Source organism: Pantoea sp. DY-5, from assembly GCF_019795955.1.
Lineage (GTDB): Bacteria > Pseudomonadota > Gammaproteobacteria > Enterobacterales > Enterobacteriaceae > Pantoea > Pantoea leporis.
In genome coordinates this window covers 961,465-981,264 of record NZ_JAIMIE010000001.1, presented here as the reverse complement: position 1 = coordinate 981,264, position 19,800 = coordinate 961,465, and the positions used below count along the sequence as shown (strand labels likewise).

At 55.0% G+C, this 19,800-nt stretch carries 20 protein-coding genes; 17 read left to right on the top strand and 3 right to left on the bottom strand.

Translation table 11 applies throughout. The annotated features are described in order from the left end of the window. Positions 1-2: 2 nt before the first annotated feature. From flgC to flgL, 10 genes are all read left to right on the top strand, one after another. The gene (gene flgC, locus K5Y30_RS04610) at positions 3-407 is read left to right on the top strand and encodes a flagellar basal body rod protein FlgC (protein WP_064740862.1); all 405 of its coding nucleotides are present in this window, start codon (positions 3-5) and stop codon (positions 405-407) included. A 12-nt stretch (positions 408-419) separates the two neighbouring features. After that, on the top strand, positions 420-1,091 hold the full coding sequence (gene flgD / locus K5Y30_RS04605) for a flagellar hook assembly protein FlgD (protein WP_110865917.1): 672 nt from the start codon (positions 420-422) through the stop codon (positions 1,089-1,091). A gap of 25 nt (positions 1,092-1,116) precedes the next feature. Further along, a complete protein-coding gene (gene flgE, locus K5Y30_RS04600) occupies positions 1,117-2,379 on the top strand; it encodes a flagellar hook protein FlgE (protein WP_222210590.1) in 1,263 nt (420 codons plus the stop codon). A 20-nt stretch (positions 2,380-2,399) separates the two neighbouring features. Further along, positions 2,400-3,158 carry a flagellar basal body rod protein FlgF gene (locus tag K5Y30_RS04595; RefSeq protein WP_101760847.1) on the top strand — a complete coding sequence of 253 codons (759 nt, stop codon included), beginning with the start codon at positions 2,400-2,402 and terminating at the stop codon, positions 3,156-3,158. Positions 3,159-3,175: 17 nt separating this feature from the next. After that, a complete protein-coding gene (flgG, locus tag K5Y30_RS04590; protein ID WP_007885801.1) occupies positions 3,176-3,958 on the top strand; it encodes a flagellar basal-body rod protein FlgG in 783 nt (260 codons plus the stop codon). A gap of 60 nt (positions 3,959-4,018) precedes the next feature. Beyond that, a complete protein-coding gene (locus tag K5Y30_RS04585; RefSeq protein WP_097094260.1) occupies positions 4,019-4,729 on the top strand; it encodes a flagellar basal body L-ring protein FlgH in 711 nt (236 codons plus the stop codon). A gap of 12 nt (positions 4,730-4,741) precedes the next feature. Beyond that, complete coding sequence (locus K5Y30_RS04580; RefSeq protein ID WP_101760846.1) at positions 4,742-5,848, top strand: flagellar basal body P-ring protein FlgI; 1,107 nt, start codon at positions 4,742-4,744, stop codon at positions 5,846-5,848. Beyond that, complete coding sequence (flgJ, locus tag K5Y30_RS04575; protein ID WP_222181801.1) at positions 5,848-6,789, top strand: flagellar assembly peptidoglycan hydrolase FlgJ; 942 nt, start codon at positions 5,848-5,850, stop codon at positions 6,787-6,789. The genes K5Y30_RS04580 and flgJ overlap by 1 nt, the downstream gene beginning before the upstream one ends. A 118-nt stretch (positions 6,790-6,907) precedes the next feature. Continuing rightward, entirely contained in the window at positions 6,908-8,551 is a 1,644-nt protein-coding gene (flgK, locus tag K5Y30_RS04570) for a flagellar hook-associated protein FlgK (protein WP_222210589.1), read from the top strand. A gap of 18 nt (positions 8,552-8,569) precedes the next feature. Further along, on the top strand, positions 8,570-9,538 hold the full coding sequence (flgL, locus tag K5Y30_RS04565; RefSeq protein ID WP_137385556.1) for a flagellar hook-associated protein FlgL: 969 nt from the start codon (positions 8,570-8,572) through the stop codon (positions 9,536-9,538). A 170-nt stretch (positions 9,539-9,708) separates the two neighbouring features. On the opposite strand, the gene rne is transcribed toward flgL, so the two are convergent. Both rne and K5Y30_RS04555 read right to left on the bottom strand, forming a co-directional pair. After that, complete coding sequence (gene rne, locus K5Y30_RS04560) at positions 9,709-12,972, bottom strand: ribonuclease E (RefSeq protein WP_222210588.1); 3,264 nt, start codon at positions 12,970-12,972, stop codon at positions 9,709-9,711. A gap of 64 nt (positions 12,973-13,036) precedes the next feature. Further along, positions 13,037-13,243, bottom strand: coding sequence for a hypothetical protein (locus tag K5Y30_RS04555; protein ID WP_101760841.1), 207 nt, complete (start codon positions 13,241-13,243; stop codon positions 13,037-13,039). A gap of 301 nt (positions 13,244-13,544) precedes the next feature. Here K5Y30_RS04555 and rluC point away from each other — a divergent pair, with 301 nt between their 5' ends. Then, positions 13,545-14,501 (top strand): 23S rRNA pseudouridine(955/2504/2580) synthase RluC, encoded by a 957-nt coding sequence (gene rluC, locus K5Y30_RS04550; protein ID WP_222210587.1) that lies wholly within the window; start codon positions 13,545-13,547, stop codon positions 14,499-14,501. An 11-nt stretch (positions 14,502-14,512) separates the two neighbouring features. Here the strand turns inward: rluC and K5Y30_RS04545 are convergent, their stop codons facing one another. Next, on the bottom strand, positions 14,513-15,097 hold the full coding sequence (locus K5Y30_RS04545) for a nucleoside triphosphate pyrophosphatase (protein ID WP_222210586.1): 585 nt from the start codon (positions 15,095-15,097) through the stop codon (positions 14,513-14,515). A 140-nt stretch (positions 15,098-15,237) separates the two neighbouring features. On the opposite strand from K5Y30_RS04545, the gene yceD reads away from it, so the two are divergent. Genes yceD through fabG form a run of 6 tightly spaced genes read left to right on the top strand, consistent with a single transcriptional unit; the run spans position 15,238 to position 19,659 of the window. Continuing rightward, positions 15,238-15,759, top strand: coding sequence for a 23S rRNA accumulation protein YceD (gene yceD, locus K5Y30_RS04540; protein ID WP_007885785.1), 522 nt, complete (start codon positions 15,238-15,240; stop codon positions 15,757-15,759). A 14-nt stretch (positions 15,760-15,773) separates the two neighbouring features. Next, positions 15,774-15,944, top strand: a complete 171-nt coding sequence (gene rpmF / locus K5Y30_RS04535) for a 50S ribosomal protein L32 (RefSeq protein WP_007885783.1) — start codon at positions 15,774-15,776, stop codon at positions 15,942-15,944. 26 nt (positions 15,945-15,970) lie between these two features. Then, on the top strand, positions 15,971-17,011 hold the full coding sequence (gene plsX, locus K5Y30_RS04530; RefSeq protein ID WP_008103068.1) for a phosphate acyltransferase PlsX: 1,041 nt from the start codon (positions 15,971-15,973) through the stop codon (positions 17,009-17,011). Further along, positions 17,012-17,965 carry a beta-ketoacyl-ACP synthase III gene (locus K5Y30_RS04525; RefSeq protein WP_222210585.1) on the top strand — a complete coding sequence of 318 codons (954 nt, stop codon included), beginning with the start codon at positions 17,012-17,014 and terminating at the stop codon, positions 17,963-17,965. Between the two features lie 16 nt (positions 17,966-17,981). Then, positions 17,982-18,914 (top strand): ACP S-malonyltransferase, encoded by a 933-nt coding sequence (gene fabD / locus K5Y30_RS04520; RefSeq protein ID WP_222210584.1) that lies wholly within the window; start codon positions 17,982-17,984, stop codon positions 18,912-18,914. 10 nt (positions 18,915-18,924) lie between these two features. Further along, a complete protein-coding gene (gene fabG, locus K5Y30_RS04515; RefSeq protein WP_007885776.1) occupies positions 18,925-19,659 on the top strand; it encodes a 3-oxoacyl-ACP reductase FabG in 735 nt (244 codons plus the stop codon). Positions 19,660-19,800: the final 141 nt, after the last annotated feature.

The following is a 19,800-nucleotide window of genomic DNA, read 5'->3' as shown; positions in this document are numbered from 1 at the left end:
GCATGGCATTGCTGAATATCTTTGATATCGCCGGTTCTGCGATGACAGCGCAATCACAGCGCCTCAACGTCAGCGCCAGTAACCTGGCCAACGCCGACAGCGTGACCGGCCCAGATGGCCAGCCTTACGTGGCGAAGCAGGTGATTTTCCAGACCGACGCCGCACAAGGTGCAGCAACCGGCGGCGTGAAGGTCGCTGGCGTGGTGAACGATCCTACCCCGGCAAAACTGGTGTATGACCCAGGCAATCCGCTGGCGGATCAGAAGGGCTACGTCAAGATGCCAAACGTTGATGTGGTGTCCGAAACCGTTAACACCATGTCCGCGTCGCGCAGCTACCAGGCCAACGTTGAAGTGCTGAACACGGTGAAGTCAATGATGATGAAAACTCTCACTATCGGTCAGTAACGGAGAACGAATATGAGCGTAGCAGTAGGAATTAAAGACAGTCTGGACCCAACGGTACTGACCTCCAGTAGCGCTTCGAGCGGTAACTCTTCCGCCGACCTGCAGAATCAGTTCCTGAACATGCTGGTGGCGCAGCTGAAAAACCAGGATCCCACTAATCCTATGGATAACAGCCAGCTCACCACGCAGTTGGCACAGATCAACACCCTAAGCGGTATTGAAAAGCTGAATACCACGCTGGGATCCATCTCCGGCCAGATCACTACCAGCCAGTCGCTGCAGAGTTCAACGCTGATTGGTCACGGTGTGATGGTCAATGGTTCGCAGGTATTGGTGGGCAGCGGTACGACTACGCCGTTTGGCATTGAGCTGGCGACAGCGTCCACGGCCACCAGTGTCACGATTAAAGACAGTAACGGCGCCACGGTCCGCACCATTGACCTCGGCAAACTGAGCTCTGGCGTCCACACCTTCTCGTGGGACGGCAAGCTGGATGACGGTTCTACCGCCGCGGATGGCAAATATTCTGTTTCGCTGGCCGCCAGCAATGGCAGCACGCAACTGGTGGCGCAGCCGCTGAACTATGCCTACGTCAATGGCGTCAGCACCACTGATGGCACCACAAAACTGGATCTCGGCACCATGGGCTCCGCAACCCTCGATGAAATTCGTCAGATTCTCTGATTAACCTTTTAGCAGGAGAGATTACATGTCTTTTTCACAAGCGGTGAGCGGCCTCAATGCTGCCTCCAGCAATCTGGATGTGATTGGTAACAACATCGCCAACTCCGCCACAGCCGGTTTTAAATCCAGCACCATTGCTTTTGCCGATATGTTTGCCGGCTCTAACGTGGGTTTAGGTACCAAAGTTGCCGCCGTCATTCAGGACTTTGGTGATGGAAGTACAACGTCAACCAGTCGTGGACTGGATGTGGCACTGAGCGGCAACGGTTTCTTCCGCATGACCGACGCCAGCGGCGGCGTGTTCTATTCCCGTAACGGCCAGTTCACGCTGGATGCCAACCGTAACCTGGTGAACACCCAGGGTCTGAACGTCACCGGCTATCCGGCCAGCGGCACACCGCCAACCATTCAGACCGGTGCCAACCCAGTGGCGCTGAGTATTCCAACCACGCAGATGGGGGCACGTGCAACAACAACTGCTACCCAGGTTGCCAACCTGAACTCCACCAGCACCACCCCGACAGTCACCCCGTTTGATAAGTCCAACGTTGATAGCTACAACGCGAAAACCACCATGACGGTGTATGACACGCAGGGTAACGATCACCAGTTAGACATGTACTACATCAAAACGGCGGATAACACCTGGACCGTGCATATGGTTGACTCCACCACCGGTAATGAAGTTGGTAATACTGCGGGCGGTGACAACCTGGGTTATCAGATGCAATTTGATGCTAACGGTAAGCTGACGCAGGTGGGGAAAATCACTGCAACGGGTGTTGCTGACACCAGCGCTTCCCTGGCAAACCTGGTTGTGGACGGCACCAACGGGGCGAATGGCATGAACATCAGCCTGAGCATGTTGGGTAGCCTGCAGCAAAACACTGGTGCGACCACTTTTGGTAACCCAACGCAAGACGGTTATCAGCCTGGCGATCTGACCAGCTACACCATCAATGATGACGGCACCATTACCGGCACTTACTCCAACCAAAAAACCCAACTTCTGGGACAAATTGTCTTGTCGAGTTTCTCTAACCCGGAAGGTCTAAAGTCTGAAGGTGACAACGTCTGGTCTGCCACCAGCTCATCAGGTCAGGCAGCTATTGGTCTGGCAGGCACCGGTACTTACGGCAACCTGACTTCAGGTGCGCTGGAAGCGTCCAACGTCGATATGAGCAAAGAGCTGGTGAACATGATCGTTGCGCAGCGTAACTATCAGGCCAACAGCCAGACCATCAAAACTCAGGACCAGATTCTTAACACCCTGGTTAACTTACGTTAATTCGCTAACGGGATTGCTTTATGGATCACGCAATTTATACCGCCATGGGCGCGGCCAGTCAGACGTTGGATCAGCAGTCGGTAACGGCCAGCAACCTCGCCAACGCCTCAACGCCGGGCTTTCGTGCTCAGCTCAACGCGTTGCGCGCGGTGCCGGTCAGCGGCTGGTCGCTGCCGACGCGTACGCTGGTTGCCGCTTCCACGCCGGGCGCCGATATGTCACCGGGCTCGATGGACAACACCGGCCGCACGCTGGATGTGGGCGTCGCGCAGGACGGCTGGTTGGCGGTGCGTGCCGCTGACGGTACTGAAGCTTATACCCGCAACGGCAACATGCAGATCAGCGCGACCGGTATTTTGACTATTCAGGGCAATCCCGTAATGGGCGATGGAGGTCCGATCGCCATCCCGCAAGGCGCTGAATTGACCATCGCGGCAGACGGGACCATCACCTCGCGTAACGCCGGTGATGCACCCAATGCCACGGTGCAGATTGGTCGCCTGAAGCTGGTGCGCGCCACCGGTAAAGAGATGCAGCGCGGTGATGACGGCATGTTCCGTCCTAATCAGCAAACCCAGGCGACGCGCGGCGCTGCGCTGGCAAATGATGCCACCATGACGGTGATGCCTGGCGTGCTGGAAGGCAGTAACGTCAAGCCGGTGGAAACCATGGTCGATATGATCGCCAACGCCCGACGTTTTGAGATGCAGATGAAAGTGATCTCCAACGTCGATGAAAACGAACAAAAAGCTAACAGCTTGCTCAACATGAGCAGCTAAGGCGTAAGGAAAACACCATGATTCGTTCTTTATGGATCGCCAAAACCGGTCTTGACGCTCAGCAAACCAACATGGACGTCATCTCCAACAACCTCGCGAACGTAAGTACCAACGGCTTTAAACGTTCGCGCGCGGTATTCGAAGATTTGATGTACCAAACCCTGCGTCAGCCGGGCACCCAGTCGTCAGAGCAAACCACGCTGCCGTCTGGTTTGCAGATCGGTACCGGTGTGCGTCCTGTCACCACCGAACGTTTGCATCAGCAGGGTAACCTGTCGCAGACCAGCAACTCGAAAGACGTGGCGATTAACGGCCAGGGTTATTTCGAAGTGCAGATGCCGGACGGCACCTCGGCGTATACCCGTGATGGTTCATTCCAGGTTGACCAAAACGGTCAGCTGGTGACTAACGCCGGCTATCCGGTACAGCCAGGCATCACTATTCCGGCCAACGCCACCAGCATCACGATCTCGCGCGATGGCGTGGTGAGCGTAACGCAGCAGGGCCAGACCAACCCGGCGCAGGTCGGTCAGCTGACGCTGAGCACCTTTATGAACGATGCGGGTCTGAACAGCCAGGGTGAAAACCTCTATCAGGAGACGCAGGCATCCGGTGCGGCGACGCAGAGTACGCCAGGCCAGAACGGCGCGGGTCTGCTGTATCAGGGTTATGTCGAAACCTCGAACGTCAACGTGGCGGAAGAGCTGGTCACCATGATTCAGACGCAGCGTGCCTACGAGATCAACAGTAAAGCGATCAGCACCTCCGATCAGATGCTGGCGAAGTTAACCCAGCTGTAATGCTGGTGTCGTTGGGCCAGCTCTGCTGGCCTGATTAAGCAACATGAAGAAGGTCAAAAAGTGGCGAAGCAAGTGATTCTCAAGCCTGGTCATTGGTTGGTAGCCACGCTGCTACTCACGCTTAACGGTTGTGCGCTGGTTCCGCGCACTCCACTGGTACAGGGATCGACTACGGCAGAGCCGACGCCATCCGCACCGCCGGTGGTGAACGGTTCCATTTTTCAGGGCGTCGCACCGCTGAACTACGGCTATCAGCCGCTGTTTGAGGATCGTCGTCCACGCAACATTGGCGATACATTGACGATCACCTTGCAGGAAAACGTCAGCGCCAGCAAAAGTTCTTCGGCCAATGCCAGCCGCGATGGCAGCAACAGTTTTGGTGTGACAGGTGTACCAACCGGCCTGAGCGGTCTGGTGGGTGCCGGTGGCGAAAAAGCCACGCTGGATGCCAATGGCAAAAATGACTTTGCTGGTAAAGGTGGCGCGACGGCCAACAACACCTTTACGGGCACCATCACCGTCACCGTCAATCAGGTGTTGTCGAACGGCAACCTGCGCGTGGTGGGTGAGAAACAGATCGAAATTAACCAGGGCACCGAATTTATCCGGTTCTCGGGCGTGGTTAACCCACGCACCATCAGCGCCAGCAACGCGGTGCTGTCAACGCAGGTGGCCGATGCACGTATTGAGTACGTCGGAAATGGTTATATCAATGAAGCGCAGACGATGGGCTGGTTCCAGCGTTTCTTCCTGAACGTCTCGCCGATGTAAGAGGTAGTAACAATGAATATGACGACTCTGCTCCGCCTGAGCCTTGGCATGCTGCTCGGTTTCAGCTTACTGGCGCATGCTGACCGCATCCGCGATCTGACCTCCGTGCAGGGCGTGCGCGACAACCAGCTGATCGGTTACGGTTTGGTGGTGGGCCTTGATGGTACCGGTGACCAGACCACCCAAACGCCGTTCACCACCCAAACCGTGAGCAACATGCTCTCCCAGCTCGGCATTACTGTGCCGGCTGGCACCAATATGCAGCTGAAAAACGTGGCGGCCGTGATGGTGACCGCCAAGCTGCCAACCTTTGCGCGTCAGGGGCAAACCGTTGATGTGGTGGTTTCTTCGCTGGGTAACGCCAAGAGTTTGCGCGGCGGTACGCTGCTGATGACGCCGATGAAAGGCGTCGATAACCAGGTTTATGCGCTGGCGCAGGGTAACATTCTGGTCGGCGGTGCCGGCGCTTCAGCCGGTGGCAGCAGCGTGCAGGTTAACCAACTGAATGGAGGTCGCATTACCGGCGGTGCCACGGTAGAGCGTGAACTGCAGAGCAACTTTGGTAGCCAGAACACCATTAACCTGCAGCTGAATAATGAAGACTTCAGCATGGCGCAGCGCATTGCCGACGCCATCAACAGCCGTGGGATTGGTTCGGCGCAGCCGCTGGATGCCCGTACTGTGCAGATTCGCGTCTCGCCGAATAACAGTTCTCAGGTGCGTCTGCTGGCCGAAATTCAGAACCTTGATGTTGCGGTGCCGCTCGAAGATGCCAAGGTGATTATTAACTCACGTACCGGTTCGGTGGTGATGAACCGCGAAGTGACGCTGAACACCTGTGCGGTGGCGCAGGGCAATCTGTCGGTTACCGTCAATCAGCAGCAGAACGTCAGTCAGCCGGATACGCCGTTGGCGGGTGGGCAGACTGTGACCACCAACAATACCCAGATCGATCTGCGTCAGAGTGGCGGCGCGCTGCAACGGGTTAACGCCAGCGCCAACCTCAATAACGTGGTACGTGCACTGAATGCGCTGGGTGCGTCACCGATTGAGCTGATGTCGATTTTGCAATCGATGGAAAGCGCAGGCTGCTTGCGCGCCAAACTGGAAATTATCTGATGAACGATACGCAATCGCTGGTGAATGCGGCGTACGACAGCCGCTCGCTGAACGACCTGAAACGTGAAGCCGCCGCCGACCCGAAAGGGAAGGCGATGCAGGTGGCCAAGCAGGTGGAAGGGATGTTCGTGCAGATGATGATGAAAAGCATGCGTGCAGCGCTGCCGCAGGATGGCCTGCTGAGCAACGATCAGACGCGGCTTTTCACCTCGATGTACGATCAGCAGATTGCGCAGGAGATCGGCAAACGCGGTCTCGGCATGGCCGATATCATCGTTAAGCAGATGCAGCCCGCTCAGGAGCCGGACGAGACCGCCGGTACGGTGCCGATGAAGCTGGATAACAGCTTCATCTATAGCAACCTGCCGTCGAATCAGCTGGAGCAGATGGTGCGTAAGGCGGTGCCGCGTTTGCCGGTCTCGCCCAGCAGTTTGCCGAGCGACAGCAACGACTTTATCGCGCAGCTGGCGCAGCCGGCGCAGGTCGCCAGCCAGCAGAGCGGTATTCCGCATCACCTGATTCTGGCGCAGGCCGCACTGGAATCCGGCTGGGGCCAGCGACAGATTCTGACGCGCGACGGCAAGCCGAGCTACAACGTGTTTGGCATTAAGGCGAGCGGCGACTGGAAGGGCGAAACCACCGATATCATGACCACCGAATACGAAGGCGGGGCAGCGAAGAAAGTGCGCGCCAGTTTCCGTGTGTATGGTTCCTATATGGAAGCGCTCAGCGATTACGTCAAACTGCTGTCCAATAATCCTCGTTATGCTGCCGTTGCCAACGCACCGAGTGCCGAGCAGGGCGCGCGTGCCTTGCAGGCCGCCGGTTACGCTACCGATCCAAAGTATGCGCAGAAACTGGTGGGGATGATCCAGCAATTCAAAAACATGGGCGAAAAAGTGGTGAAGGCGTACAGCAACGACATCACCGATTTGTTCTGATTTTTGCTCTCAAGTTTCACTTAAGCACGCCGATAACAATCATATGCCGCGGGCGTCTTCGTCCGCGCAATCGCACTGATGACTGCCAGCCCGGTTAACGGGAAATTAAGGAACCGAGATGTCCAGCATAATTAACTCAGCGATGAGTGGGCTGAGCGCCGCACAGGCTGCATTAAGCACCACCAGTAACAACATCAGTAATTACACGGTAGCGGGCTATTCGCGTCAGACGGCGATTTTGTCGCAGTCGAACAGCACCTTGCAGGGCAACAGCTATTACGGCAACGGTGTAACGCTCTCCGGCGTACAGCGTGAGTATGACGAGTTCATCACCGCCCAGCTGCGTGGCTCCAGCGCCAATTACAGCGCAGTGAACACGCAATACAACCAAATTTCCAACATTGACGATCTGCTGTCGACGTCGACCACCAGCTTGTCGACCTCAATCCAAAGCTTCTTCACCAACGTGCAGAACGTGGTGAGTAACGCTAACGATCCGTCGGCGCGTCAGTCAATGCTGAGCTACGCCCAAGGCCTGGTGAACCAATTCCAGACCACCGCGCAATATCTCAACAATATGCAGAATAGTGTTAACACGGATATCACCTCTAACGTCGACCAGATTAACACCTTCACCAGCCAGATTGCCGACCTGAACAGCCAGATCGCCAAGCTGACCACCGGCGGTGGCGCGGCGCCAAACAATTTGCTGGATCAGCGCGATCAGTTGGTGAATAGCCTGAACAATGTGGTGGGCGTGAACGTATCCCAGCAGGACGGCAGCTATATTGTCTCGATGGGCAGTGTGACGTTGGTGAATGGTAAAAACTCCACCAGCTTAGTGGCGATGCCGTCCAGCAGCGATTCAACACGTACCACTGTCGGTTATGTCGATAAGCAGGCGGGTAACGTTGAAATCCCTGAGAAGACGCTAACCACCGGTTCACTCGGCGGTTTGCTGGCGTTCCGCACCCAGGATCTGGATACCGCGCAAAATCAGCTCGGCCAGTTAGCTGCAGCGTTCACCACCAGCTTTAATACCGTGCACAGCGAAGGTTATGACAGCAACGGCGACCAGGGGGGCAACTTCTTTAATATCGGTTCGCCAACCGTGGTGGGTAACAGCAAAAATACCTCAGCGGCTACCGTTACGGCGGCATGGTCAGACACCAGCGCGATGAAAGCCTCTAACTACACCGTAAGTTATGACGGTAGTAATTGGTCTGTGACCCGCATGTCAGACAACGTGAAGTTTAGCGTTACACCAGATGCGACCGACGGCACCCTCAACTTTGATGGCCTGAAACTGACAGTGAGCACATCACCCGCGCCCAATGCTAAAGACAGTTTCCTGGTCAAACCGGTACAAAACGTCATTGCGGGCATGTCGGTCGCGATCACCGATGAGTCGCAAATTGCTGCGGCATCCAGCGCAACCAGCGGTGAAAGTGACAACCGTAATGCGCAGAAATTGTTGGATCTGCAGGATAGTAAGTTGGTGAATGGTAATGCGACCATCGCTCAGGCTTACGCCAGTATTGTTAGCAGCGTCGGTAACAAAACCAGCACGCTGGAAACGGCCAGCACCACACAAGAAAACGTGGTGACACAGCTAAGCGATCGCCAGCAGTCAGTTTCAGGGGTCAACCTTGATGAAGAGTATTCAAATCTGACTAAGTATCAGCAGTTCTATATGGCGAACGCGCAAGTGCTGCAAACAGCGAGTACCATTTTCAATGCGCTGATGGGCATCCGCGGCTAAGCATAGAGGATAAAAACCATGCGTCTTAGTACCAATATGATTTTCAACCAGCAGGTGCGCGGGATTACTGATTCGCAAGCTTCCTGGTTAAAAGTAGGCGAACAGCTCTCTAGCGGACTGCGCGTCAGCAATCCTTCAGATGATCCTATCGCCGCCTCACGTGCCGTCGTGCTTTCGCAATCGCAGGCGAAAAGTACCCAATATGCCACGGCACGCAGCTTTGCCGATCAGAGCTTGTCGATGGAAGAGAACGCACTCTCCAGCGTGACCAGCAGCATCCAGGATGCGCAGACCATGATTGTGTATGGTTCTACCGGTACGCTGAGTGACGATGACCGCGCATCGATTGCCACCAAATTAGAAGGCATTCGCTCGCAATTACTTAACCAGGCCAATAGCCGTGATGGTAATGGACGATACATTTTTGCGGGCTATCAGACTGATGTCGCACCTTTCAGCGATGCCGGTGCGCCGGCCGGTGTCACTTATGTGGGTGGCGCGGATGCCATTACGCAGAAAGTCGATGATGGTCGCACGATGGCGGTGAGTAGCACAGGATCGTCAGTATTTATGTCGATAACCAGCAACGCGAAAGCCGAGCCGGACGGCAGTGCCAGCGAGACCAATCTGTTTAACATGCTCGATAGTGCAATTGCAGCGTTAAAAACGCCGCAGGATGATGCTGATGATGCAACCAAGCAGGTTTTCCAGGATGCCATGGATAAAACCAACCGTGGCTTGAGCAACTCCTTGAACAACGTGCTGGCAGTGCGTTCAGCCGTGGGCTCACAGCTGGCTGAACTCGATACGCTGGACGCGCAGGGTGATGACCGTGACACCATTATGGCATCGCAAATGACGGATCTGGTGCAGGTTGATTACACCCAAGCCATTTCAAGCTACACCATGCAACAAACGGCCTTGCAAGCTTCGTATAAGACCTTCACCGATATGTCGAAGCTGTCACTGTTCCAGCTTAATTCGTAATTGACCTGAACCTTTGAGCGTACTTTAACCGGGTGCGCTTAGTTTCTCCCACCGCCTCTCGGGGCTGTGGGATTTTTTTTGCCTGTTATTCTGGTTGCCATAAATGGCGACCGCAGGCAATAAAAAACCCCGGACTGGCCGGGGTTTGATGTTGACTGACTTGCCAGAGCTTACGCGCTTTCCGGACGGGTTGCCGGTGCGGTAGCGTGATGCGTCGCGCTGTGACCACCGGCTGAGCCGCGGCCCTCGAAGCCAAAGGCTGGACGGACCCAGTCGCTGTTGCGAACCGGTTCTGGTTCCCACGCCGGCGCTGGGGCTTTAGTCATCGGTGCAGTCGCGTGATGCTTGAAGCGCGTCTCAACCGTGGTCACTGCGGTATCACGTGCCGCAACCGGCGCATGAGGTTCAGTGACTGGCGTGACTTCGGCTTCAGCCGCGACTGGCGCAGCCAGCACGTCTTCAACCTGAGCTTCAACGGCTGGCGATACATCCACCGGCGCCTGTTCAGCAACTGCAGCCACTTCGCTTACTTCAGGCTTCGCTTCTTCAGCCACGGCAGCCGGTTCCGCTTCAGCCGCGGTTTCCTGTGCAACCTGTTCGTCAGCAGCAGAGATCACTGATGGCTCTTCGTTAACGGGTACGGCAATCGGCGTGACGTCATCCGTATTCACCACGGGCACATCGGTGTGCGCCTGCGGTTCAACCTGATGTACGGCTTCTTCAGCGGCAACCTGCTCAACGGCCGGTTCAACGGCGGCAGCGGGTTGAGTCTCGGCATCCGGTGTTTGCTGGTAACCGTAATCCGACACTTCATGCATCGCATCTTGCGTGCTGTACTCTTCCTGCGCTTGCGCAACCGGGTAAGAGATCCACACTTTGCCTGACGCCATTTCTGGTGAAGCAGCAGCAGATTCCAGCGGCATTGCAGACTGCGTTGGGTAACGCTCGTCACGATAACGACGACGACGCTGACCACTCACGCGCAGGTGACGCGGAGAACGACGTGAACGGCGCGGCATGTTGGCGCTATCACGGTTATCGCTATCATCTTGCTCGTCATTGCTGGCTTCAGGATGTTCGTTGTACTGAGCGCGCGGCGCAGTTTCAACGGCGGCTTCATGCACCACTGGTGCTGCGGCAGCAATTTCAGTGGTATCGCCCACACGCACGCGCTGTGACAGCTGACGCTGCTTACGACGCGGCATGACCTGAACGCGTTCTTCTTCGTGCTCAACGTTTTCGTCAACCGCAGGCGCCTGAACAACCGGTTCAGCGGCTTTCTGATCCTGCTGCTGAGCACGTTTTTCTTCCTGACGACGACGCTGGCGATCGGCACGCTGTTCGCGGCGCTGTTGCTGCTGCTCATCACGTTGCTCAAGCGCTTCATCGCTCAGGACTGAACGCGCTTCACGCGGCTCGTTCTGACGCTTGTTGCGACGATTGTCCTGATTGTCACGCGGTTCGCGGGCTTCACGTGGCTCACGTGCTTCACGCGGCTCGCGCGGTTCACGGCCTTCGCGCACCTGACCGTTCTCGCCATTACGCGGAGTACGTTCACGACGGTTGTTGCGACGGTTGTTATTGTTACGACGTTCGCCACGCTGCTGGGTATTTTCAGATTCAGCGGCAACAACTGCTGGGGTTTCCTGCTTAGTTTCAGCAGGCGCCGCAGCAGGCGCATCACCGGCAAACAGTTTCTTCAAGCCACTCAGAAGGCGAGCGACGAAACCAGTGTTGGTTACTGCAGGCGCAGCAACTGCTGGTTTGGTTTTCACTTCAGCTGCTGGCTGAGACTCTTTCACCACTTCAACCGGCGCAGGCGGCGCATCAGGCATCGCGAAGGCGGCCAGTGCTGGCTGCTCCGGACGACGACGCTCAGCGTGCTCTTCTTCAGAAGGCAGCGCCATTTCCGCTTCGTGCAGTTTCGGTAAGTGATAGCTCAGCGTTTGCGTCTCTTCGCCAGTACGAACACGCAGTACCGAGTAGTGTGGCGTTTCCATCTGATCGTTTGGCACGATGATGGCACGCACACCGCCCTGGCGTTTTTCGATGGCGCTAACGGCATCACGCTTTTCGTTCAGCAGGTAAGAGGCGACCTGAACCGGAACAATGGCATGCACTTCTTTAGTGTTGTCTTTCAGCGCTTCTTCTTCAATCAGACGCAGAATAGACAGCGACAGCGATTCGTTATCACGGATGGTGCCGGTTCCGCTGCAGCGTGGGCAGACGTGATGGCTGGATTCACCCAGTGACGGGCTCAGACGCTGACGCGACATCTCTAGCAAGCCGAAGCGTGAAATGTGGCTGATCTGAATACGCGCACGATCCTGACGTACCGCTTCACGCAGACGATTTTCCACCGCGCGCTGGTGGCGCACTGGCGTCATGTCGATGAAATCGATAACAATCAGGCCGCCGAGATCGCGCAGACGCAATTGGCGAGCAATCTCATCGGCCGCTTCCAGGTTGGTGTTGTACGCGGTTTCTTCGATATCACCGCCGCGAGTAGCGCGTGCGGAGTTGATATCAATCGCCGTCAGGGCTTCGGTGCTATCGATAACAATCGATCCGCCTGATGGCAGACGCACTTCACGCTGAAAGGCGGATTCAATCTGCGATTCGATTTGGTAGTGGCTGAACAGCGGGATTTCACCGGTGTAGAGTTTGATTTTGCTGCTGAAGTCCGGACGACCCAGTGCAGCAATGTGCTGACGGGCCAGTTCCAGTACTTTTGGATTATCGATAAGGATTTCACCGATATCCTGACGCAGATAGTCGCGGAAGGCGCGCACGATAACGTTGCTTTCCTGATGGATCAGGAAAGGCGCCGGGCGGCTGTCTGCGGCTTTCTTAATGGCTTCCCAATGCTTCATACGGAAGCTGAGATCCCACTGCAGTGATTCGGCAGATTTACCCACGCCCGCAGTGCGGACGATTAATCCCATGCCGTCTGGAAGTTCCAGTGCGGAAAGTGCTTCTTTTAATTCGGTACGATCGTCGCCCTCAATGCGGCGTGAAATACCACCGGCACGTGGGTTATTCGGCATCAATACCAGATAGCTACCTGCCAGAGAAATAAAGGTGGTCAGTGCTGCACCTTTATTACCGCGTTCCTCTTTATCAATTTGAACGATAACTTCCTGACCTTCACGCAGCACATCTTTGATATTCGGACGACCATGTGCGTTGTAATTGGCGGGGAAGTATTCGCGGGAAATTTCTTTCAGAGGGAGGAAACCGTGACGTTCTGCACCGTAATCGACAAATGCAGCTTCAAGGCTGGGTTCAACGCGGGTGATTTTACCTTTGTATATGTTGGCTTTTTTCTGTTCGTGTCCAGGACTTTCAATATCCAGATCGTACAGACGTTGTCCATCAACCAGGGCAACGCGCAACTCCTCCTGCTGAGTTGCATTAATTAACATTCTTTTCATCGTGACTTACTCGTTATTCTCACATGAGTGATCTAGCTGCGGGCATCGTTACCCTGGACGAGAATCAACCGATGGCCCCGTGTCTTAATGCACTGACGTCAACCTCACGGTTGTCGGCGGCTAAAGGGGCGCAAATCTTGTCGGTGGCCTGTTTTTCATAAGGAAATCCAGCGCCTGAAGGTGGAAATGTTACAGAGTATTCAAAAATCCACACATCCTGGTCTGTCGTCCAGGCCGCAACCCGCAGCCCGCTAAGTGCCTGATTTAACATTACGTCTTACGCCATTGCTGCGTGTCCGTTCAATCCGGCAAAATGACTTATTTCGCTCTTTTTCCTGCCTGAATCTTTCCAGGGCAGAAACCCTTGCATTATTCCATTGCTAACCAACATTAAGCAAGGCGACTTTTGCCAAGCTGAGAAGTTTATTCATCCATAACCTGTTCATTTGCAGGGCTAATCATCGCATCGCTGAAAATGTCGCCATTTTCACCGTTTCATCACGCGACAAAGAGAGAGTTAAGCACAGAAAAAGGGGTGGCGCTATCCAGGGACACTAATTAGAATCGCCGCCATGAAAACAGAGAATCACGGCGTACAGTATGTCGCCATCACGGCTGAAAATGCCGGACAACGAATTGATAACTTTTTGCGCACCCAGCTCAAGGGCGTGCCGAAAAGCATGATTTATCGCATTTTGCGTAAAGGCGAAGTGCGGGTGAATAAAAAGCGCGTCAAACCTGAATATAAGCTAGAGGAGGGCGACGAGCTGCGTATTCCGCCGGTGCGGGTTGCCGAACGCGAAGAGAACACGGTTTCACCGAAACTGGATAAAGTGGCGGCGCTCACCAATGCCATTCTGTATGAAGATGATTACCTGATGGTGCTGAATAAACCGTCGGGCACTGCGGTGCACGGTGGCAGCGGATTAAGTTTTGGCGTGATTGAAGGGCTGCGTGCGCTGCGTCCGGAAGCGCGTTTCCTTGAGTTAGTCCATCGTCTGGATCGTGATACTTCTGGCATTCTGCTGGTGGCGAAGAAGCGTTCTGCTTTGCGCTCGCTGCATGAGCAACTGCGCGAAAAGGGCATGCAGAAGGATTATCTGGCGCTGGTGCGCGGTGACTGGCCGTCGCATCTGAAAGTGGTGCAGGCTCCGCTGCTGAAGAACATTTTGCAGAGCGGCGAACGCGTGGTGCGTGTGAGTGCGGAGGGCAAACCTTCCGAGACGCGCTTTAAAGTAGAAGAGCGTTTTGGTTTCGCGACTCTAGTGAAAGCCAGCCCGGTGACGGGCCGTACCCATCAGATTCGTGTGCATACGCTGCACGGTGGCCACCCGATCGCTTTTGACGATCGTTACGGCGACCGCGACTTTGATGCACAGCTGGGTTCGACGGGCTTGTCGCGTCTGTTCCTGCATGCGGCAGCGTTGACCTTTACCCATCCCAACACCGGAGAAGTGCTGCGGATGGAAGCGCCACTGGATGGCGCACTGAAACACTGCCTCGCGCAACTGCGTCAGAAAAAAGCCTGATGATAGGGGCATCAACACAATGCGTTGGTGCCCACCGCTCTTAACATCTCATTTAGCGCGATCAGCGGTAAGCCAATCAAGGTATTGGGATCACGACCTTCCAGCCTGTCAATTAAACAAATCCCCAATCCTTCGCTTTTGAAACTGCCGGCGCACTGCAGCGGTTGTTCCTTTTCGACGTAGCCGCGAATCTCTTCGTTACTCAATTGGCGGAAATGCACGGTAAAGGGTTCGCAAATGACCGATTGTTTGCCGCTCTGCGGTTGCAGAAGCGCCAGGCCGGTATAAAAGGTGATGGCGTTACCGCTGGCGGCCGCAAGTTGCTGGCAGGCCTTCTCCACGGTATGCGGTTTACCGGTTATCTCGCCATTCAATACACAAACCTGATCGGAACCGATAATCCAGCGGTCCGGGTAACGTGCGGCCAGCGCCTGCGCTTTGGCTAATGCCAGCCGCTGCACCAGCTCGGAGGCTGATTCATGCGGCAGCGGGGATTCGTCGCAATCGGGAGCGGCGGTAATAAAAGGCAGGCCCAGTTTGCTTAGCAGCGCCTGACGAAAAGGGGAGGTAGAAGCTAAAACCAAAGGTGTCGTCATTTTTTTTCAGAATAGATAGCGTAAAGATGGCAGTCATTTTAAACTATGCGCCGCACTGGATGCGACTAACGGGTGAAAGATGCCGTAAACCGGCCTTTTTCTTTGACTCTATGACGTTACAAAGTTAATATGCGCGCCCTATGCAAAAGGTAAAATTACCCCTGACGCTCGATCCGGTCCGCGCCGCGCAAAAACGCCTTGATTATCATGGTGTTTATGCACCTGAATTGGTGGCGCGCTTGGCCGAAACGGTCGTGAGTGTGGACAGTGAAGTTGAATGCGATATGTCGTTTGCGGTTGATAACCAGCGCCTCGCCGTTCTGCAAGGAACAGCCGAAGTGCAGGTGACTCTGTCATGTCAACGCTGCAACCAGTCGTTTCCACGTCATGTTCACGTAAGCTATTGCTTCAGTCCTGTCTCTTCTGATGAACAGGCCGAGGCACTACCGGAAGCCTACGAGCCAGTTGATGTCAATGATTTTGGTGAGATCGACTTGCTGGCAGTGATCGAAGATGAGCTCATCCTCGCGCTGCCCGTGGTTCCGGTGCATGATTCTGAACACTGTGAAGTGTCCGACGCGGACATGGTATTTGGTCAATTGCCTCCAGAGGCAGAAAAACCAAATCCCTTTGCCGTATTAGCCAGTTTAAAGCGTAAGTAATAGGAGTAAGGTCCATGGCCGTACAACAGAATAAACCAACCCGTTCTAAGCGTGGTATGCGTCGTTCACACGATGCGCTGACCACTGCTGCTCTGTCAGTAGATAAAGTTTCTGGCGAAACTCATCTGCGTCACCATATCACTGCGGATGGTTACTACCGCGGTCGCAAGGTTATCACCAAGTAATCCTCGCGATTACACAAGGCGATACCTTGACACGTTTGACCCTGGCAGTTGATGCCATGGGCGGGGACTTCGGTCCTTGCGTGACAGTGCCTGCAGCCTTGCAGGCACTGGCCTCTCATTCGGAGCTGGTTCTTCTTCTGGTCGGCGATCCCGACATCATCTCGTCATTTCTTGCCAAAGCGGATTCCTCGTTACAGAGGCGTGTGCAGGTTATTCCTGCCGAATCGGTTATTGCAAGTGATGCCAAACCTTCTCAGGCGATTCGTAACAGCCGCGGCAGTTCCATGCGTGTGGCGTTAGAGTTGGTCAAAGAGGGGAAAGCACAAGCCTGTGTCAGTGCGGGAAATACCGGCGCACTGATGGGCCTGGCGAAAATGCTATTAAAACCGCTGGATGGCATTGAGCGTCCGGCGTTGATGACGGTGTTGCCGCATCAGCAGCATGGCAAAACGGTGGTGCTGGATCTCGGCGCTAACGTTGAATCCGACAGCGCCATGCTGGTGCAGTTTGCGATCATGGGCGCAGTGATGGCCGAAGAAGTATTGGAGATCGCCCAGCCGCGTGTTGCGCTGCTGAATATCGGTCAGGAAGAGACCAAAGGATTGGAAACAATCCGCGCCGCATCTGCGGTGCTGCGAGCGTCACCGCAAATCAACTATATTGGATACCTTGAGGGGAACGATCTCCTCACCGGCAAGACGGATGTGCTGGTTTGTGATGGCTTCGTTGGTAACGTCACGTTGAAGACCATGGAAGGCGTGGTAAGAATGTTCCTGTCTCTGATTAAATCGTCAGAGGAAGGAAAAAAACGGGCCTGGTGGCTAACATTGCTGGGACGCTGGATTCAAAAGCGTCTGGCGAAGCGTTTCGGCCATCTCAACCCCGACCAGTACAATGGCGCTTGTCTGTTAGGATTGCGCGGGACAGTGATCAAAAGCCACGGTGCGGCGAATCAACGTGCATTTGCCGTGGCGATAGAGCAGGCAGAGCAGACGGTGCGAAAGCAAGTCCCTGAAAGGATTGCGGCGCGCCTTGACACTGTATTAGCCAGGAGTGACAAAGCGTAGATGTTTACCAAAATTATCGGTACGGGCAGCTATTTGCCTGAGCAGATTCGCTCCAATGCGGATCTGGAAAAAATGGTCGAGACGACGGACGAGTGGATTGTCACCCGTACCGGCATCCGTGAGCGTCGTATTGCCGCTCCGGAAGAAACCGTTGCTACTATGGGCTTCACCGCAGCACAGCGCGCGTTGGAAATGGCGGGTGTGAATGCGAGCGAAATTGGCCTGATCATTGTGGCGACCACCTCTTCCAGCCATGCCTTCCCAAGTTCAGCATGCATGATCCAGCAAATGCTGGAGATTAACGATTGCGCTGCCTTCGATTTGGCCGCTGCTTGTGCGGGCTTCACCTATGCACTGAGCGTTGCCGATCAATACATTAAAAATGGTGCGGTAAAACATGCGCTGGTGATCGGTGCAGACGTGCTGGCACGTACGCTCGATCCTAACGATCGCGGCACCATCATTCTGTTTGGTGATGGCGCGGGCGCGGTGGTGCTGAGTCAAAGCGAAGAGCCAGGCATCCTTTCTACCCATCTGCACGCCGACGGCGGTTACAGCAAACTGCTGACGCTGCCGTATCAGGATCGTGCCCATCAGGATGAGCCTGCTTATCTGACGATGGCGGGCAATGAAGTCTTCAAAGTGGCCGTGACTGAACTGGCGCACATTGTGGATGAAACCCTGCAAGCCAACAATCTTGATCGTGAAATGCTCGACTGGCTGGTGCCGCATCAGGCGAATTTGCGAATTATTAGCGCAACCGCCAAAAAGCTCGGCATGGGCATGGAAAAAGTTGTGGTCACGCTGGATCGTCACGGTAATACTTCTGCCGCGTCAGTGCCAAGTGCACTGGACGAAGCGGTGCGCGATGGCCGTATCAAGCCGGGACAACTGATTCTGCTGGAAGCCTTTGGTGGCGGTTTCACCTGGGGTTCTGCGCTGGTTCGCTTTTGATTGACAGGAACGAAAGATGACGCAATTTGCTTATGTTTTCCCAGGACAGGGATCGCAGACCGTCGGCATGTTAGCCGAGCTGGCCGCTGAAAACCCGCAGGTTGAAGCCACTTTCCGTGAAGCTTCAGATGCGCTGGGTTATGACTTATGGCAGCTGGTCCAGCAGGGACCGGCTGAAGAATTGAATAAAACCTGGCAGACGCAGCCTGCGCTGCTGGCGGCTTCTGTTGCTATCTATCGCGTATTACAGAGCAAAAATGCGGTGCAGACAACCATGATGGCCGGTCACAGCCTCGGTGAATACTCGGCGCTGGTTTGTGCCGGTGTGCTGAATTTCGCTGACGCCATTAAACTGGTTGAGCTGCGCGGCAAACTGATGCAGGAAGCAGTACCGGAAGGTACTGGCGCCATGCAGGCGATTATCGGCCTGGATGATGCATCCATCCGCAAAGCCTGCGAAGAGAGCGCTCAAGGTCAGGTGGTTTCACCGGTTAACTTCAACTCGCCAGGCCAGGTGGTTATCGCGGGCAACAAAGAAGCGGTTGAGCGTGCGGGTGCAGCCTGTAAAGCTGCCGGCGCCAAACGTGCACTGCCGCTACCAGTCAGCGTGCCATCGCACTGTGCGTTGATGAAACCTGCTGCCGATAAGCTGGCGGTGGCGCTCGAAGCGATCACCTTCAGTGCGCCTTCGGTGCCGGTGGTGAATAACGTCGACGTGAAGTGTGAAACTGAAGGTGCTGCGATTCGAAGCGCGCTGGTCCGTCAGCTGTATAGCCCCGTGCGCTGGACCGAATCGGTCGAGTTTATTGCTGCGCAGGGCGTTGAGCAGCTGCTGGAAGTCGGTCCAGGTAAAGTCCTGACCGGCCTGACCAAACGTATTGTGGACAGCCTGAGTGCCGCTGCGGTGAACGATTCTGCTTCACTGAGCGCTGCACTTTCACAGGAATAAGAGGAAAAACATGAGCTTTGAAGGTAAAGTAGCGCTGGTTACCGGTGCAAGCCGTGGAATTGGTCGTGCCATTGCGGAAACGCTGGCTGCGCGCGGTGCCAAAGTGGTGGGAACCGCCACCAGTGCAAGCGGTGCGGAAGCAATCAGTGCTTACCTCGGCGACAAGGGCAAAGGCCTGCTGCTGAACGTCACTGATGCCGCCTCAATTGAGAGCGTCCTCGAACAAGTTCGCGCCGAATTTGGCGAAGTGGACATTTTAGTCAATAATGCAGGCATTACGCGTGACAATCTGTTGATGCGCATGAAAGACGATGAGTGGGCGGATATCCTTGATACCAACCTGACATCTGTCTTCCGTCTTTCTAAGGCGGTTATGCGTGCCATGATGAAAAAACGCGTGGGCCGTATCATTACCATCGGTTCTGTAGTTGGGACCATGGGTAACGCGGGTCAGGCAAACTATGCGGCAGCAAAAGCAGGTTTGATTGGCTTTAGCAAATCACTGGCGCGAGAAATTGCGTCACGTGGCATTACTGTAAACGTCGTGGCTCCGGGCTTTATCGAGACGGACATGACGCGTGCACTGAACGAAGATCAACGTTCGGGTATTTTGGCAGAAGTTCCCGCAGGTCGTTTAGGTGACCCGCAGGAGATTGCCAATGCTGTTGCATTCTTAGCCTCTGACGAAGCAGCCTACATCACGGGTGAGACGCTTCATGTCAATGGCGGCATGTACATGGTCTGATAATCACGAAAACATTTGCTTTATCTGCGGTAAACACCGCAGAATAACGCAAAATCGTGGTTCGACCAGCCGGGATTTTGTTGCATCTTTTTCAACATTTTATACACTACGAAAACCATCGCGAAAGCGAGTTTTGATAGG